Source organism: Actinosynnema sp. NPDC050801, from assembly GCF_040673975.1.
In the GTDB taxonomy this organism is placed as follows: domain Bacteria; phylum Actinomycetota; class Actinomycetes; order Mycobacteriales; family Pseudonocardiaceae; genus Actinosynnema.
On the sequence record NZ_JBFAQZ010000023.1, the window covers coordinates 58,132 to 73,200 of the forward strand.

General features: G+C 71.9%; 10 protein-coding genes. 1 reads left to right on the forward strand and 9 read right to left on the reverse strand.

The window, feature by feature from the left end; translation table 11 throughout:
* Positions 1 to 8: 8 nt before the first annotated feature.
* Complete coding sequence (locus AB0K14_RS34160) at positions 9 to 1,898, reverse strand: GAF domain-containing protein (RefSeq protein ID WP_360457651.1); 1,890 nt, start codon at positions 1,896 to 1,898, stop codon at positions 9 to 11.
* A gap of 303 nt (positions 1,899 to 2,201) precedes the next feature.
* A complete protein-coding gene (locus AB0K14_RS34165) occupies positions 2,202 to 3,188 on the reverse strand; it encodes a 3-hydroxyacyl-CoA dehydrogenase family protein (protein ID WP_360457654.1) in 987 nt (328 codons plus the stop codon).
* A 329-nt stretch (positions 3,189 to 3,517) separates the two neighbouring features.
* Here AB0K14_RS34165 and AB0K14_RS34170 point away from each other — a divergent pair, with 329 nt between their 5' ends.
* On the forward strand, positions 3,518 to 4,135 hold the full coding sequence (locus tag AB0K14_RS34170; RefSeq protein ID WP_360457657.1) for a hypothetical protein: 618 nt from the start codon (positions 3,518 to 3,520) through the stop codon (positions 4,133 to 4,135).
* Between the two features lie 121 nt (positions 4,136 to 4,256).
* Here the strand turns inward: AB0K14_RS34170 and AB0K14_RS34175 are convergent, their stop codons facing one another.
* The 7 genes from AB0K14_RS34175 to AB0K14_RS34205 form a co-directional block, all read right to left on the reverse strand.
* Entirely contained in the window at positions 4,257 to 6,947 is a 2,691-nt protein-coding gene (locus AB0K14_RS34175; protein WP_360457660.1) for a ricin-type beta-trefoil lectin domain protein, read from the reverse strand.
* A 926-nt stretch (positions 6,948 to 7,873) separates the two neighbouring features.
* Complete coding sequence (locus AB0K14_RS34180) at positions 7,874 to 8,881, reverse strand: sugar phosphate isomerase/epimerase family protein (RefSeq protein ID WP_360457663.1); 1,008 nt, start codon at positions 8,879 to 8,881, stop codon at positions 7,874 to 7,876.
* Between the two features lie 13 nt (positions 8,882 to 8,894).
* Positions 8,895 to 10,034, reverse strand: a complete 1,140-nt coding sequence (locus tag AB0K14_RS34185; protein ID WP_360457752.1) for a Gfo/Idh/MocA family oxidoreductase — start codon at positions 10,032 to 10,034, stop codon at positions 8,895 to 8,897.
* Between the two features lie 39 nt (positions 10,035 to 10,073).
* A complete protein-coding gene (locus AB0K14_RS34190) occupies positions 10,074 to 11,108 on the reverse strand; it encodes a substrate-binding domain-containing protein (RefSeq protein WP_360457666.1) in 1,035 nt (344 codons plus the stop codon).
* A 38-nt stretch (positions 11,109 to 11,146) separates the two neighbouring features.
* Positions 11,147 to 12,175, reverse strand: a complete 1,029-nt coding sequence (locus tag AB0K14_RS34195; RefSeq protein WP_360457669.1) for an ABC transporter permease — start codon at positions 12,173 to 12,175, stop codon at positions 11,147 to 11,149.
* Positions 12,176 to 12,248: 73 nt separating this feature from the next.
* Positions 12,249 to 13,763: a sugar ABC transporter ATP-binding protein gene (locus tag AB0K14_RS34200; protein WP_360457672.1), complete on the reverse strand. Its 1,515-nt coding sequence runs from the start codon at positions 13,761 to 13,763 to the stop codon at positions 12,249 to 12,251.
* Entirely contained in the window at positions 13,760 to 15,046 is a 1,287-nt protein-coding gene (locus tag AB0K14_RS34205) for an ROK family transcriptional regulator (protein ID WP_360457675.1), read from the reverse strand. The genes AB0K14_RS34200 and AB0K14_RS34205 overlap by 4 nt, the downstream gene beginning before the upstream one ends.
* Between the last annotated feature and the right edge of the window lie 23 nt (positions 15,047 to 15,069).

A 15,069-nucleotide genomic window follows, 5' to 3' on the forward strand; every position in this document is an offset into this window, starting at 1 on the left:
GCCGGTCCTCATCGCAGCAGCTCCGGCCGGCTGATCCGGAGCAGCCGCAACGCGATCTGGACCTCCAGCAGCCGGTCGGGCTCGCGCCAGGACTCGCCCATCAGGTGCCCGATCCGGCTCAGCCGCTGGGCGACGGTGTTGGCGTGCAGGTGCAGTTCCTGGGCCGTGTTGGAGATGCTCTGGCCGGTCGCGCAGAAGGCGCCGAGCGTGCGCACCAGGTCCGCGCCGCGCTCCTGGTCGTAGTCGAGCAGGCGGCCGAGCACGGCGTCGATGAACGAACCGAGGTCGCGCTTGCTGCCGAACAGCACACCCACCGCGCCCAGCTCGGCGGCGTCGGCGCCTTCGCCGGCGCGGCCCAGCGCGAGCATGGCCTGCGCGCAGTCCGACGCCTCCCGGTAGGCCTCGGCGACGCGGTCGAAGCCCTCCGTCGACGCCGCGCCCGCGGTGATCGGTCGTGCCGCGGTCGACAGGTCGCGGACCACCGCCCGCGCCCGCCGCCCGGGATCGGTGCCCGGCAGCAGGAACACGACCTCGTCCTTGCGCCACGTCGCCAGACCACCGCAACGGCGGGCCAGCGCCGCAGCGGCGGCGTGGTGGTGGTCGCGTCCCTGGCCGTCGGCCCGGGCCACCACGACGACGTGCCGGGTGTCGAGGTCGACGCCCAGCAGCGAGGCGCGGTGGCGCAGCAGGTCCTCCCGGGGCGGCGAGGGGGAGAGCAGGTCTTCGAGCAGTTCGCCGCGCACCTGGGCCTCGGTCTCGGCCATGCGTTGCCGCGTCACCAGCACCAGGGAGGCCACCAGCGCCGTCGCTTCCAGGGTGCGCCGGTCGATGTCGCCGATCGCGGTGGCGCCGACGAGGATCATGGTGCCCAGGTGGTCCGACTCGGTGATCATCGGCACCGCGCAGGTGGTGCCGCGGACGACCGTGTGCCCGGCGTCGCGCGCGGCACGGGCGACCTCGGCGAGGTCGCGGCCCGCCACGGCGGTGCGGTCACCCGCGCACGTCACCACGGCGCCGTCCCGGTTCACCAGCGCCACCCCGCCTCCGCCGACCGACTGCGCGGCCGCCTCGACCACGTCCTCGACGCCCTTCCCGTCCAGGACCAGGCGGGTGAGGCGTTCGTGCACCGCCGCACTGCGTTCCAGGTCGTCGGCGTGCGAGCGGATGGTCGCGTTGGCCACGCGCAGGTCGTCGGCCGCCGCGCGCGCCTCGCCCAGCAGTCGGCTGTTGTCGATCGCCACCGCCGCGTGCGCGGCCAGCATCGACAGGGCGTTGACGTCCCGCCCGCTGAACGTGCGCTGTTCGCGGTGCGCGGCCAGGAGCACGCCGATCACGTGCCGGCCGAGCACGACCGGCACCCCCAGCAGCGAGCACATCTTCTCAGCGGACACGGTCCGGTCGATCTCCGCGGTGTGGATGATCGACTTGTCCTCGTGGTAGGACAGCACGCTGTAGGGCGCGCCGGTGCGGGCCACCATGCCGCCGACCCCGGCACCGCCGGGCAGCCGCAGCTCCCGCAGCTGCCCGGAGATGTTGCCGGACGCGGCCTTGATGTAGCTGTCGCCGCGGTCCCGGTCGCTGAGGCTGATGTAGGCCAGGTCGCAGTCCACCAGGCGGCGGGCCCGGTCGGAGATGGCCTGCAGGATCGCGTCCAGGTCGTGCAGCGCCGCCAGGTCGTGGGCCGTGTCGTTGAGCAGCTGCAACTCGGCCTGGTGGCGCCGGTGCCCGATGAGGATCTCGCGGACCCGCAACGCCAGCGCGCGTTCCCGTTCCAGCTCCGCCAACCGGTCCGGTGGCGCGCCTTCCGCACGTGCCCGGACCAGCGGGTCGTCGAAGTCGCCGACACCGGTCTCCGAGGCCAGCAGCAGTTCCAGGTAGGACGCGGTCGCCACCGTCACGGTCTTCCTCCCCCAGTCGACGCCGTCGTCGAGTCGGGCTCGGCCGGCGCGGTGCCCAACCGAGTCACGGCGGCTCACGGTAGGCACCTCCCACCCGCACCGTCCATGTGCGCGGACCCGCGGCATCCCGGCCCCGCATGTGCCCCGGCCACACAGTCCCCGGCCACACAGTGCATGGCCACCCGGTCGCCGCCGCAACCCGGAACGCCTGTGACGACCCGCCGCTGTGGGACCGGGACACCGCCGACCGCCCGGGTGCGATCCCGACCGCCCGCCGCGTGTCGTGCGCGTCGCACCCGCCGCCTAGCACCCGGCCCCGGCGTCGCCGGTGGTGTCCGCCGTCCAGCCAGGGCGGCTAATCGCCACCGGCTCCCCGTCCGTCGCGCCGGCCAGGTTGCGCCGGATGCCCGAGTCCAGCCGGCGCGCCACCTCCTCGGCCCGGCCCGGCGGCCACGCCAGCAGCCCGCCGCCGGCCACCTTCCCGCCCCTGCCGCCGGCCAGCAGGTCGTCCAGGACCGGGAACGAGTCCGTGGCCGCCGACAGGTGCGGCGACAGGCTGCGCAGGATCGAGCGGGTCAGGTCCAGCCCGATGTAGTCGGCGTTCTCCATCGGCCCGACCGCCGCCAGGCGCAGGCCGAAGCCCGACCGCACCACCACGTCGATCGTGGCCGGGTCGCACACCCCCGCGTCCAGCAGGTGCAACGCCTCCCGCACCATCGCGAACTGCAACCGGTTGCCGATGAACCCGGGCACGTCCTGGCGCAACCGCACCGTCGTCTTGCCCAGCGCCGTCAACAGCTCGTCGGCCGCCCGGACGTACCCCTCGTCCGTCCGGGCGCCGGGGGCGACCTCGACCAGCGGCACCACGTACGGCGGGTTCCACCAGTGCACACCGACCAGCCGCCCCGGCCGGATCATCGACCCGGCCACCTCGGTGACGGACAGCACGGACGTGTTGGACCAGATCGCGACGTCCGGCGCGGCCACGGCCTCCACGGCGGCCAGCACCGCGTGCTTGACCTCCATCCGCTCCGGCACCGCCTCCACCACGACGTCCGCCTCGCCCACGGCGGTCGCCACGTCGAACACCGCCGTGATCCGCGACCTGACGGCGGCGATCTCCGCACCGGTCAGCCCGCAGACCGACAACGCCTCCGCCACGCGCGCGGCGAACGACGCCATGACCCGGTCGTCGGCGTCGTGGACGTCCACCCGGTGGCCGCCCCGCGCCAAGTCGACCGCGATCCCGTGCCCCATGAGACCCGCACCGACGATTCCGAACCGCGTCATCGAACCGTTCTCCGATCACCAATGGCCGTGATTTCCGACATCGACGGCCCTCGTCCCCCGCACCCCGCCCGGGTAGGCCGGCACCGGGCGGGGCACGGTGGGAAGAACGGTAGGGAGCACCTTTCCGCAGGTCCATGTGTCCCGACCACACACGCTCCCGGTGCGGAACAGGTGCCGTGAACAGCGTCGAACAGCCGATTCGCGCCTGGTTCCACCAGCCCCCGGGTGGAATTCGTCCACTACCGGTCCGTCATGTACCGGTCCGTCATGTACCGGTCCGTCATGTGGGATCGGCCGGCACCGCACGGGCCCCGAACGTCCTGTAGGGCATGACCGACGAACGCGCCGCGTCGAGCGCACGGCACATCGACGTGACAGACCTGCCCGAGGACGTCGTCGCGCTCGTCGACGCCCTCGGCCCCGGCGAGATCGTGTTCATCACGAGGGACGGCGCCCCGATCGCGGCGGTCGCCGGCATCGGCGGCGGAACCGGCGCACGGCACGTGGACGCCGAGCAGGAACCGTCGGTGCACGACGTGACCGTGGTCGCCACCGCGATGAAGCTGTCGGGTTCGGCCCGGGCGTCGCTGTCCGCCGCGCTCGGCGGGGACTACATCGTGCTCGACATGCACTCCGCACCGACCACGGCCGACGTGCTGCTGGTGCCGCCGAGCAGCCCGCAGCTGATCGGGAGCCTCCGGTCGATGTTCCCGAGGGCCCGCGTCATCGTCACCGACGTCGAGGACGACGGCCTCGGTGTCAGCTACCACGGTCCGGTCCGGCGCATGCTCGACGCCGGGGCCGACAGCTACCTCACCTCGACCACCATCCCGCGCCTGGCGCGGCAGCTCGACCACGTCGTCACCCGGCACCGGCAACTCGACGCCGGCACCACCACGAGGGTGGAGATCGAGTCGTCCACCGAAGTGCCCGATCCTCCGCTGTGACCACCGTCGAACCTCGGGGAGCTCTTCCGCGATCGTGCAACGCCGATGCGTCGCGTGGAGGCCCCGACCCGGCTCGTTCGCCGGACCGGGGCCTCCGCACGGCCCCGACCACCGGGTCGGTTCAGCCGCGCAGGCTCCACTGCTGGTTGGCGCCGCTGCCGCAGGACCACAGGATGAGCCTGGTCCCGTTGGCCGTGCCGGCGCCGTAGGCGTCCAGGCACAACCCGGACTGCACGCCGGTGATGGTGCCGTTGGCGTTGATGTTCCACTGCTGGTTGGTGCCGCCGTTGCAGTCCCAGGTCACCACGGCGGTGCCGTTGGTGGTGCCCCGGTTGTAGGCGTCCAGGCACTTGGTGCCGGACACCTGCAGCTGCTTGCCCGCCGTGTGGGTGAAGCGCTGGTTGGTGCCGCCGTGGCAGTCCCACAGCTGGGCTTGGGAACCGTTCGCCGGTGTCGTCCCGGCGATGTCGACGCACCGGCCGGACTGGGCGCCGACGATCGTGCCGTTCTGCTGACCGCCGCCCTGTCGCCGCACGAGCGACTTCGACTCGGCCGACCGGTTCCCCTGCGCGTCCACGACGTAGAGCCGGTAGTCACCGGACGAGGTCGGCACGTCGATGGTCACCGCGGTGCCGCCCGCCCTGGTCATCGTGGGGCCGGCGACGAAATTGGTCGTGCCCGGCGGGGCCAACCAGACCGTCCTGGTCGCATCGCCGGTGCTCCGGATCGGGATGGAGGTGGACCCCGCGGCGAGGAAGGTGCTGGCCGGCAGGGCGTAATCCGGCAGGGAGAGGTTGGCCTGCGGCACGATGTCGCGGTACGCGTCCTCCAGCCCGGAGTTCACGGCGACGCCGTAGGCGGGTGCCGGCCAGACGTAGTCCGGGTAGGCGAGGATGTCCTGGATGGTGCTGTTCGGCAGGTTCTTGTTGGAGACCTTGTTGACCGGTCCGTAGGTCTGCGTGATGCTCAGGTCGTGCTTGCGCCCGAAGTCGTCCGAGTTGATGAGCCAGGTGATGTTCGGGTCCACGCTCAGGACGTTGTCGCGGAAGGTGATGAACGCCGAGCCCTCGTCCGGGTGCAGCCCGTACTTGTGACCGGACGGGACGCCCTGGAGGTAGTTGTTGGTGATCGTGGTTCCCGGCTGGCTGCCCAGCGTGTAGATGGGGGCCGTGTCGCTGAGGCGCTGCACCGTGTCGATGATGTGGTTGTGGCTGATGGTGTTGTTCTTCGCCGTGGTGGTCGGCCGGTTGGGCGCGATCGAGCCTGACGACCCGTCGAAGTTCCACCAGCCCCAGCCGAGCGTGATGCCCGACCACGGGCTCTTCTCGATCCGGTTGCGCTGGATCGTGAGGGTGTCGGCGAAGTACGCCGAGATGGGGCTGTGGCCGTTGAACAGCACGGCGCTGTCGTAGAGGTAGTTGTTCTTGATCTCGATGTTCTTGGGCAGGCCCTCGACCTGGGCGGAGTACTTCTCGCGGTTGGTCGCCGTGTGGTCTCCGACGTAGACGTGCTGGGGGTGGCCCACCGTGATGGCGGAGCCCGCGATGTCGTTGGTGTGGTTCCCGGTCAACTGCGTGCCCTGCACGTCGTTGACCATGTTGATCCCGTCGGCACCGGTGTGCTGGACCCGGTTGCGCTGCAGGACGATCCCGTCGGCGTTCTGGATGTGGATGATGCCGGGGGTCACGTCGACGTTGCGGTAGTAGTAGACGTGGAAGTTGCCCCGCGCGTACGCGGTGTTGCCGAGGTTGCCCTGCTGCGCCTGCTTGAGCACGGAACCGGCCACGGTGAACAGGTTCCAGTCGGAGTGCTGGACCGTGAGCCCGGTGAAGGTGATGTTGCGCGCGTGGCTGGTGGTGGACGTGCCCGCGACCCGCAGCACGGTGGACACGTTGTTCGGCGCGAACACCGACGCGGTCGCCATGTTCTCGGAGGCGGCCTTGTAGTAGTAGACGGTCCGGCTGGTCTTGTCGAAGTAGAACTCGCCCGGCGCGTCCAGGAACTCGTAGGCGTTCATGAACTTCTGGCTGCCGCCGACCTGGGCGTTGCCGTTGAAGGCGCCCTGGGCGATGGCCGCGCCCGGCTGCTGGAACAGCGCCACCCGGCTCGCGCCGTCGGAACTCGTGGTGACCTGGCGGACTCCCACGATGGCCGTGGTCCAGGTCGTCCCGGTCTCGATCTCGATGTCGTCGTGGTTGCCGGCGATCGCGGGCAGGTCGGCCGTGTTGTACCGGGCCCCGTCGCACTGCGAGCCCGATTCCCACGCCCAGGGCGCCTGCCCGGCGGTGATGTTGTACGTGCCGTAGCACCCCTGCGAGCTGATGGTCTTGGACGCCATGAGCGCGCGCTTGTCGTTCACGTACAGCGCCCGCAGCTTGTTGGCGCGATCGAGCGGCGCCTTCCAGATGTTGCCGCTGTGCGGCGTCCAGCCGGTCACCTGGACGCCGCCGTTCAGCACCGGCGTCTCGTTCTGGTACGCGGCGTACACGACGCGGTGGCCGTTCGTGCCCGAGTCGGCCGGCGCGAACTCCACGGTGCTGGTCACCGGGTAGTTCCCGCCGCGCAGGTACACGTAGATGTCGCCGGACATGTTCGCGTTCACCGTGCGGACGACGTCCCGCGCGCGCTGCACCGTCTTGAACGGCGCCGTGATCGTCCCGGCGTTGGCGTCGTTGCCGTCGGGGGCCACGTAGTAGGTTGCCTGGGTGGCGGCCGAGGCCCGACCGAGGTCCGCGAAGGTCGGCAGCAGCGCAGCGGACACGAACACCGCGAGGGCCACCGACAATCTCGCGGCGGTAGTGGCTGGTTTCACCTTCTTTTCCCTTTCGCTTGGTTCCGGGTGGGCGCGTTCACCGCGCACGCCGTCGCGGCGTGGCAGGTGGACGCCCGACCGTGCGGTCGGCGGCGGCTCGTGGTGGTGATCGGTCCGGTCGCGGCGGGGACGCGCACTGCGCGGTCGGCGCGTACGGCGTGGTCGGGCCGCGGCGTGCGGCAACGCCCTCGTCGGGCGGCAGGCCGAAGGCGGCAGGCGGAGGGCGGCAGGCGGAGGGCGGCCGAGACCGGCGGTGCGGAACCGGGTGCCGGCGAACGCGCCGTCGTCGGTCTGCCAGGACGGATCCGGGTGCCGGCGGACGCGCCGTCGATCTGCCGGGACGGGTCCGGATGCCGACGCACGCGCCGCCGGTCTGCCAGAACGGTCCGGGTGCTGGCGGACGCGCCGTCGTCGGCCTGCCAGGACGGTCCAGGTACCGACGCACGCGCCGTCGGTCTGCCAGGACGGGTCCGGGTGCCGGCGGCGTGGCTGACGTCGCGGTCGGTGGCCGTCCTCGTTACCCACCCGCCGACGGGCCCGGCGATCCGGCCCCGCCGGCGGGCCTGGGCACGCGCTCTCCACGATCCCGGCGCAGCGCCGTCCTGCCGAACGCGCGGATCCAGCCCTTCATGAGCACTCCACTTCGCTGTGGCACCTGCGCGGCACCTGCCGGTCGAGCCGGGCAGATGAACCTCTGAAGGATGTGTACTACTCATCGAGCTGGCCGGCCCGCACGCACGTCGAGGTGACCTGGCGTGCGGGCGTCGCTGTTTGCCTTGGTACAGACGGAATCTCGACGACCGACCCGGTAGTCAATAAGAGCAGCAGGGTCACTCGACGTCAAGGATAAGCGGGCTTATTCTTGCGATCGACTGCCAGGTTGGTGAGCGAAAGTGTTTCGTTGGTGCCGATCCGGTGCGGCGGGCTCACCCGCCCGTCGAGAACGCGGCGTCGAACGAGGCCGTCGGCGGGTCGAACGCGTTGCGGCGCACGAACTCCAGGGCCTCGGGCGCGCCGACGAGGCGATCCATCCCGGCGTCCTCCCACTCGACGCTGATCGGGCCGTCGTAGCCGATGCTGTTGAGCATCCGGAAGGAGCGCTCCCACGGCACGTCACCGCGGCCGGTGGAGACGAAGTCCCAGCCACGCCGGGGGTCGGACCACGGCAGGTGCGAGCCGAGCCGGCCGTTGCGCCCGTCCCCGACCTGGCGCCGGGCGTCCTTGCAGTCGACGTGGTAGATCCGGTCGCGGAAGTCCCACAGGAAGCCGACCGGGTCGAGGTCCTGCCACACGAAGTGCGACGGGTCCCAGTTGAGGCCGAACGCGGGACGGCGCCCGATCGCCTCCAGCGTCCGCACGGTGGTCCAGTAGTCGTAGGCGATCTCGGACGGGTGCACCTCGTGCGCGAACCGGACGCCGACCTCGTCGAACACGTCGAGGATCGGGTTCCAGCGGTCGGCGAAGTCGGCGTACCCGGCGTCGATCATCGACGGCGGCACGGGCGGGAACATCGCGACGGTCTTCCAGATCGAGGAACCGGTGAACCCCACCACGGTCGACGCGCCGAGCTTCGCGGCGGCCCTCGCGGTCACCTTCATCTCCTCGGCCGCACGGCGCCGCACGCCTTCGGGGTCGCCGTCACCCCAGATGCGGGAGGACAGGATCCCCTTGTGCCGCTCGTCGATCGGGTCGTCGCACACGGCCTGACCGGTGAGGTGGTTGGAGATCGTCCACACCTTCAGGTCGTGCTTGGCCAGCACGTCGAGCCGATCGCGCACGTAGTCGTCGTCCTCGGCCGCGCGCCAGGGGTCGAGGTGGTCGCCCCAGCAGGCGATCTCCAGGCCGTCGTAGCCCCACTCGGCGGCCAGCCGGGCGACCTCCTCGAACGGCAGGTCGGCCCACTGGCCGGTGAACAACGTGATCGGACGCGCCATTCTCGTTCTCCTCTCAGACGTGTCGCCAGGAGCGGGACGCCGCGCTGGCCTCGACGGCGGCCAGGACGCGCTGCACCTGGAGCCCGTCGGCGAACGACGGGGCGGGGTCGGTGCCGGCGGCCACGGCGCGGACGAAGTCGACGGCCTGGTGCGTGAACGCGTGCTCGTAGCCCAGGCCGTGGCCGGCGGGCCACCAGGCGTCGACGTAGGGGTGCTGCGGCTCGGTGACGACGATGCGGCGGAAACCGGCGACCGCGGCGTCCTCCGCGCCGTCGTAGTAGTGCAGGACGTTCATGTCCTCGAAGTCGAACGCCAGGCTGCCCGCGGAGCCGTTGATCTCGATGCGGATGGCGTTCTTGCGGCCGTTGGCGAACCGGGTGGCCTCGAACGTGCCGAGCGCGCCGCCGGCGAACCGGGCCAGGAACAGCGCGGCGTCGTCCACCGTGACCGGCCCGGTCCGGTCCGCGACGGCGGTGCCGGACAGCCCGGAGTGGTCGGACGCCAGGGGGCGCTCGGACACGAACGTCTCCAGCATCCCGGACACCTCGCTGATGGTGTCGCCGAGGATGAACTGGGTGGCGTCGACGATGTGCGCGCCGATGTCGCCCAGCGCGCCCGATCCGGCCTTCTCCTTCTGCAACCGCCACGACAGCGGTGCGGCCGGGTCGACGATCCAGTCCTGGAGGTACTGGGCGCGCACGTGGTGGACGCGCCCCAGCCGGCCCTGCGCCACGAGGTCGCGGGCGAGGGAGAGCGCGGGCACGCGCCGGTAGGTGAACCCGACCATGGCGCGCACCCCCTCCGCGACGGCACGGGCCGCCGCAGCCGTCATCGCCTCGGCTTCGGCGACGGTGTTGGCCAGCGGCTTCTCGCACAGCACGTGCTTGCCCGCGGCCAGGGCCGCGACGGCGATCTCGGCGTGCGTGTCACCGGGCGTGCAGATGTCGACCACCTGCACGTCGTCCCGGTCCAGCACGGCCTTCCAGTCGGTCTCGACCTCCGCCCAGCCCAATCGCGCGGCGGCGGCCTCGGTGCGGGCCCGGTCCCGGCCGCACACCACGGCCATGACCGGGCGCACCGGCAGGTCGAAGAAGCGCGGCGCGACGCGCCACGCCTGGGAGTGCGCGGCTCCCATGAAGGCGTGGCCGATCATCGCGATACCCAGCGTCGCTGTCGTCAAGGCGGTGATCTCCTAGGACTCGAAGGCGGTGGGCAGGTAGCGGTCGACGTTGTCCTTGGTGACGACCGGGGCGAACAGCTCGATCTGGCGCGGCACCTCGACCTCGACCAGGTCGCCCAGGCTCTTGTTCTGCACGGCCAGCCGCGCCAGGCGGATGCCGTCCGCGCCCTGGGTGGAGGGGTAGACCACGGTCGCCTTGTGCAGGCCGTTGCCGGCCTTGATCTCCCGCATGACGTTGGCCGAGCCCGCACCGCCGACCATGAAGAAGTCGCTGCGGCCGGAGTTCTTGATCGCCGCGGTGACGCCGACGCCCTGGTCGTCGTCGTGGTTCCACAGCGCGTCGATGCGCGGCGCGGCCTGGAGCAGGTTCGCGGCGGCCCGCTCGCCGCTCTCCACGGTGAACTCGGCGGCGACGCGGTTGTTCACCTTCAACCCGCAGTCGCCGAGGGCGTCGGCGAAGCCCTTGCTGCGGTCCTGCGTCAGGGGCAGGGAGTCGATGCCGGCGATCTCGGCCACGACCGCACCGGACTTGCCGGCGAGCTCCTCGCAGATGTAGGTGCCGGCGGACACGCCCATGCCGTAGTTGTCGCCCAGCACGGTCGAGCGCGCGGCGAACGGGCTGCCGAACTCGCGGTCGACGTTGATCACCGTGATGCCGGCCTTCATCGCCTTGAGCGCCACCGGGGTCAGCGCCGCGCCGTCGAACGGCAGCAGCACGATCGCGTCCACCTTGTCGTTGATGAACGTCTCGACCTGGCTGATCTGGAGGTTGACGTCGTTGGTGCCCTCCACCACCTTCAGCTCCACGTCGGAGTACTTCTCCGCCTCCGCCTTGGCGGCGTTGGTGATCGCGGCCATCCAGCCGTGGTCGGCGGCGGGCGCGGAGAAGCCGATGACGACCTTGTCGCCGGGCTCGTCGTTGGCGACCCGGGCGCCGCCCTGGTCGCCGCTGCCGGCCGGGGGCGCCGGGGTGTTGCCCGTGCAGGCGGTGAGGGCGAGGCCGACCGAGAGGGCGGCGACGAGACGGGTTGTTGCCTTGCGTGACATGGGATTGCTCCTCGGGATGGCGGCGTGTGTGTCGGGGTTCAAGCACCGCTGCGGCGGGCCAACCGCTGCTGGAGCAGCACGGCGACCACGATGATCGCGCCCTTCGCGACGGCCTGGGCGGAGATGGAGAGGTTGTTGAGGGTGAACACGTTCGACAGCGTCGTGAAGATCAGGACGCCGAACACGGTGCCCGCGATCGTGCCGCGACCGCCGGACAGCAGGGTGCCGCCGATCACCACCGCCGCGATGGCGTCGAGCTCGTACAGCCCACCGTGGGTGGAGCTGCCGGTGGTGGTGCGGGCGACGAGCATGATCGCGGCGATCCCGCAGCACACGCCGAGCAGCGTGTACAGCAGCACGGTGTGCCGCCGCACGTCGATGCCGGCCAGCCGGGCGGCCTCGGGGTTGCCGCCCACGGCGAAGGTCCGCCGTCCGAACGTGGTGCGGTTGAGCACCACCCACCCCACGACCGCGACCAACGCGAAGATCACCACCAGCACCGGCACGCCGAGCACCGACGCGTCGAAGAACGCGGTGAAGCCCGGCACGTTCACGATCTGGGTCTTGCGGTTGGAGATGATCTCGGCCAGGCCGCGGGCGGCGGCGAGCATCGCCAGCGTCGCGATGAACGCCACGATCCGCCCGTAGGCGATGAGCAGGCCGTTGACCACGCCGCAGCCTGCGCCCACGGCGAGCGCGGCGAACACGATGACGAGCCAGTGGGCGTCGTTGGCCATGGCCTGCGTGGCCAGGGTCGTGGCCCAGACCGAGGACAGCGCGACGATCGCGCCGACGGACAGGTCGATGCCGCCGCCGGTGATCACGAACGTCATGCCGACGCTGACCACGCCGATCACCGACGCCAGGCGCAGGATGGTGAGCACGTTGTCGACGTCGGCGAACCGGTCGCCCGCGGTGGCCACACCGACCACGCACAGCAGCACCAGGGCGACGACGAGACCGGTGTTGCGGCCCGCCGCGGACCCGAGCAGCGCGCTCACGCCGCGATTCGCGCGGTTCACCGTCGGTGGGCCGGCCGTGGTGGTCGCGGCGGTCTTCTCGCTCATGAGCACACCTCGCCGGCGCTCGGCGTGGCAAGGGCACGAAGCAGTGTGTCGGACGTTTCACGCGCGAGCTCGCTCATGCGGCGGTTCCTTCCATGACCAGGTCGAGGACCCGGTGCTCGTCCAGTTCTTGGGCCGGTCCCTCGTGGACGACCCGGCCTTCGCGCACCACCAGCACCCGGTCGGCCAGGCCGAGGACCTCCTCCACCTCGCTGGACACGACCACCACCGCCACGCCCCGGGCGGACAGGTCGCGGATCAGCTCGTAGATCTCGCTGCGCGCACCGACGTCCACGCCCCGGGTCGGCTCGTCGAGCAGCAGCACCCGGCACTCGCGCAGCAGCCACCGCGCCAGCACGACCTTCTGCTGGTTGCCGCCCGACAGGGTGCGCACGGCCCGGTCCACGCCCGTCGGGCGGACGTCCAGCGCCGTGGTCAACTCCCGCGAACGCGCGCGCTCCGCGCCGTTGTCGAGGAAACCGAAGCGGGAGAACGCGGACAGCGTGGACACCGTGATGTTGCGGTACACGGACTGGTCCAGCAGCAGCCCCTGGCTCTTGCGCTCCTCCGGGCACAACCCGACACCCGCCCGCACGGCCGCGCCGACGCTCCCCCGCCGCAGCCGCCTGCCGTCCACCTCGACGGTGCCCGCCGTGGGCTTGCGCGCGCCGTAGACGGCTTCCAGGATCTCCGACCGCCCCGACCCGACGAGACCGGCGAGCCCGACCACCTCGCCCGCGCGGACGGTGAGGTCGACACCGGAGAACCGGCCGCCCGCGGCCAGTCCGCGCACCACAAGCACCTCGGGCGCGGTCGGGTCGAACGGCTCGCGGGGCGGGAAGTCGTACGCCACGTCGCGCCCGGTCATGAGCCTGATCAGGTCGGCGGTGCGGGTCTCGCGGGCGGGCAGGCCGGTGGCCACCGTGCGGCCGTCCTTCAGCACGGTCACCCGGTCGCCGATCTCGCGGATCTCCTCCATCCGATGCGAGATGTAGACGATCGCCACGCCCTGGGCGGTCAGCTCCCGGATGACCCGGAACAGCGTCCGCACCTCGTCCTGGTCCAGCACCGCCGACGGCTCGTCCATGATCAGCAGCCGCCCGTCGCGGGACAGGGCGCGCGCCATGCTCACGATCTGCTGGTTCGCCGCGGACAGCCGGCCGACGTCGCGGTCCGGCGGGATGTCCGGGTGGCCGAGCCGGTCGAGCAGTGCCCTGGTGCGGCGGTGGACCTCGGCGCGGCGGGTGAAGCCGGCCGTGGACAGCTCGTGGCCGAGGAAGACGTTGTCGGCCACGGACAGCCCGGCCACCAGGTCGAGTTCCTGGTAGATGGCGGCCACACCGCTGCGCATCGCGGCGGTCGGGTTGTCGAACGACACCACCTCGCCCTGCCACCGGATCTCGCCGTCGTCCGGGCGGTGCGCCCCGGACAGCACCTTGATCAACGTCGACTTGCCCGCGCCGTTCTGGCCGAGCAGGCAGTGCACCTCGCCGGCGCGCACGTCGAAGTCGACCCCGCCCAGGGCCGTCACGCCGGGGAAGCGCTTCACCACACCCCGGACGGACAGCAGTGGCGCTGTCGTGGTCGTCATACGGTTTCCTCCTGTGCGAGGGGCTTGTCGACCGGCTCGACGAGCACGGGGTCCCGGAAGACGCGGTCGAGGATCTGCGACGCCCCGCCGCGCACGGAGCCGGAGAAGCCGAGGGCCGAGAACGCGACGCGCGTGCTGCCGACGTCCCCGGCGAAGACGTGGCCGCGCAGATCCTGGCGCAGGGAACCGGCGATCCACGGTCGCAACGCGGCGAAGTAGCCGCCGAGGACCAGCAGGTGCGGGTTGAAGACGTTGACCAGGATGCCCGCGCCGACGGTGAGCCACCGGTCGATCTCGGCGATGGCGGCCAGCACCCGGGCGTCGCCCGCCGCGGCCCGGTCGCCGATCCCGGCCAGCCTGCGCTCCAGGTCGGGCAACGGGTCCTGCTCCGGGTCGTGCACCGACGCGCCCGCCGGCTCGGGCTCCGGGGCGGCGGCGAGCAGCGCGTTGAGGCCGACGGCGGCCTCCCAGCAGCCCGTGCGGCCGCACGCGCACGGCGGTCCGTCGTCGCGGACGCGCATGTGCCCGACCTCGCCCGCGAACCCCTGCGCGCCGCGCAGCAGGCGCCCGCCCACCACGATGCCGCTGCCGACGCCGGCCGCGCCGGTGAGCAGGATGAGGTCGCCGCCCCGGTCCAGGCCCTGCGCCTCGACCTCGGCCAGCGCGGCCAGGTTGGCCTCGTTGTCCAGCAGCACCGGGTACGGCGGCTCGCCGAGCAACCTGCTGATCTCGGCGACCACCGGGATGTCGGTCCACCCCAGGTTGGGCGCCTCGCGCACCACCCCGGTGTCGGCCTCGACCAGGCCGGGCACGGCGATGGCGACGCCGACCGGGCGGACCGCGACACCGACCAGCGCCGAGTCCAGCAGCCGCCCCAGCCGGGCCAGCACCAGCGCCGGCTCCATCGCCGCGGTGTCCAGCGCGATCCGCTGCCGGGCCACGACCTGACCGCGCAGGTTGAGCACGAGCACCGACAGGTAGCCGACGTTCACCTCGGCCCCGACCGCGACGACGTGCTCACCGTCGAGCCGGATGATCTGGCCGGGCCGCCCGACGGTGGCCCGCTCGGTCTCCCCCTCCCCCACCAGGCCGCGGTCGACGAGCTCGGCGACCAGGCTGGAGACGGTGGCCTTGTTCAGCCCCGTCTCCCCGGCGAGCCGCGCCCGTGACCGCGGCCCGTGGTCGCGCAGGTGGGACAGCACGACGGAGAGGTTGTGCCGGCGGACCGTGGCCTGGTCCGCGGTCGATCCGCCCGTGCGCGGGCGAGTCGGCCTGTACCTCATGGCACTCCTCGGTTTCGGGCGTG

Excerpts from the sequence above, each read along its gene's own strand:
- AB0K14_RS34185 (WP_360457752.1), bottom strand. The coding sequence starts at position 10,034 with ATGATCGGCCACGCCTTCATGGGAGCCGCGCACTCCCAGGCGTGGCGC.
- AB0K14_RS34195 (WP_360457669.1), bottom strand. The coding sequence starts at position 12,175 with ATGAGCGAGAAGACCGCCGCGACCACCACGGCCGGCCCACCGACGGTG.
- AB0K14_RS34200 (WP_360457672.1), bottom strand. The coding sequence starts at position 13,763 with ATGACGACCACGACAGCGCCACTGCTGTCCGTCCGGGGTGTGGTGAAG.
- AB0K14_RS34165 (WP_360457654.1), bottom strand. The coding sequence starts at position 3,188 with ATGACGCGGTTCGGAATCGTCGGTGCGGGTCTCATGGGGCACGGGATC.
- AB0K14_RS34170 (WP_360457657.1), top strand. The coding sequence starts at position 3,518 with ATGACCGACGAACGCGCCGCGTCGAGCGCACGGCACATCGACGTGACA.
- AB0K14_RS34180 (WP_360457663.1), bottom strand. The coding sequence starts at position 8,881 with ATGGCGCGTCCGATCACGTTGTTCACCGGCCAGTGGGCCGACCTGCCG.
- AB0K14_RS34205 (WP_360457675.1), bottom strand. The coding sequence starts at position 15,046 with ATGAGGTACAGGCCGACTCGCCCGCGCACGGGCGGATCGACCGCGGAC.
- AB0K14_RS34190 (WP_360457666.1), bottom strand. The coding sequence starts at position 11,108 with ATGTCACGCAAGGCAACAACCCGTCTCGTCGCCGCCCTCTCGGTCGGC.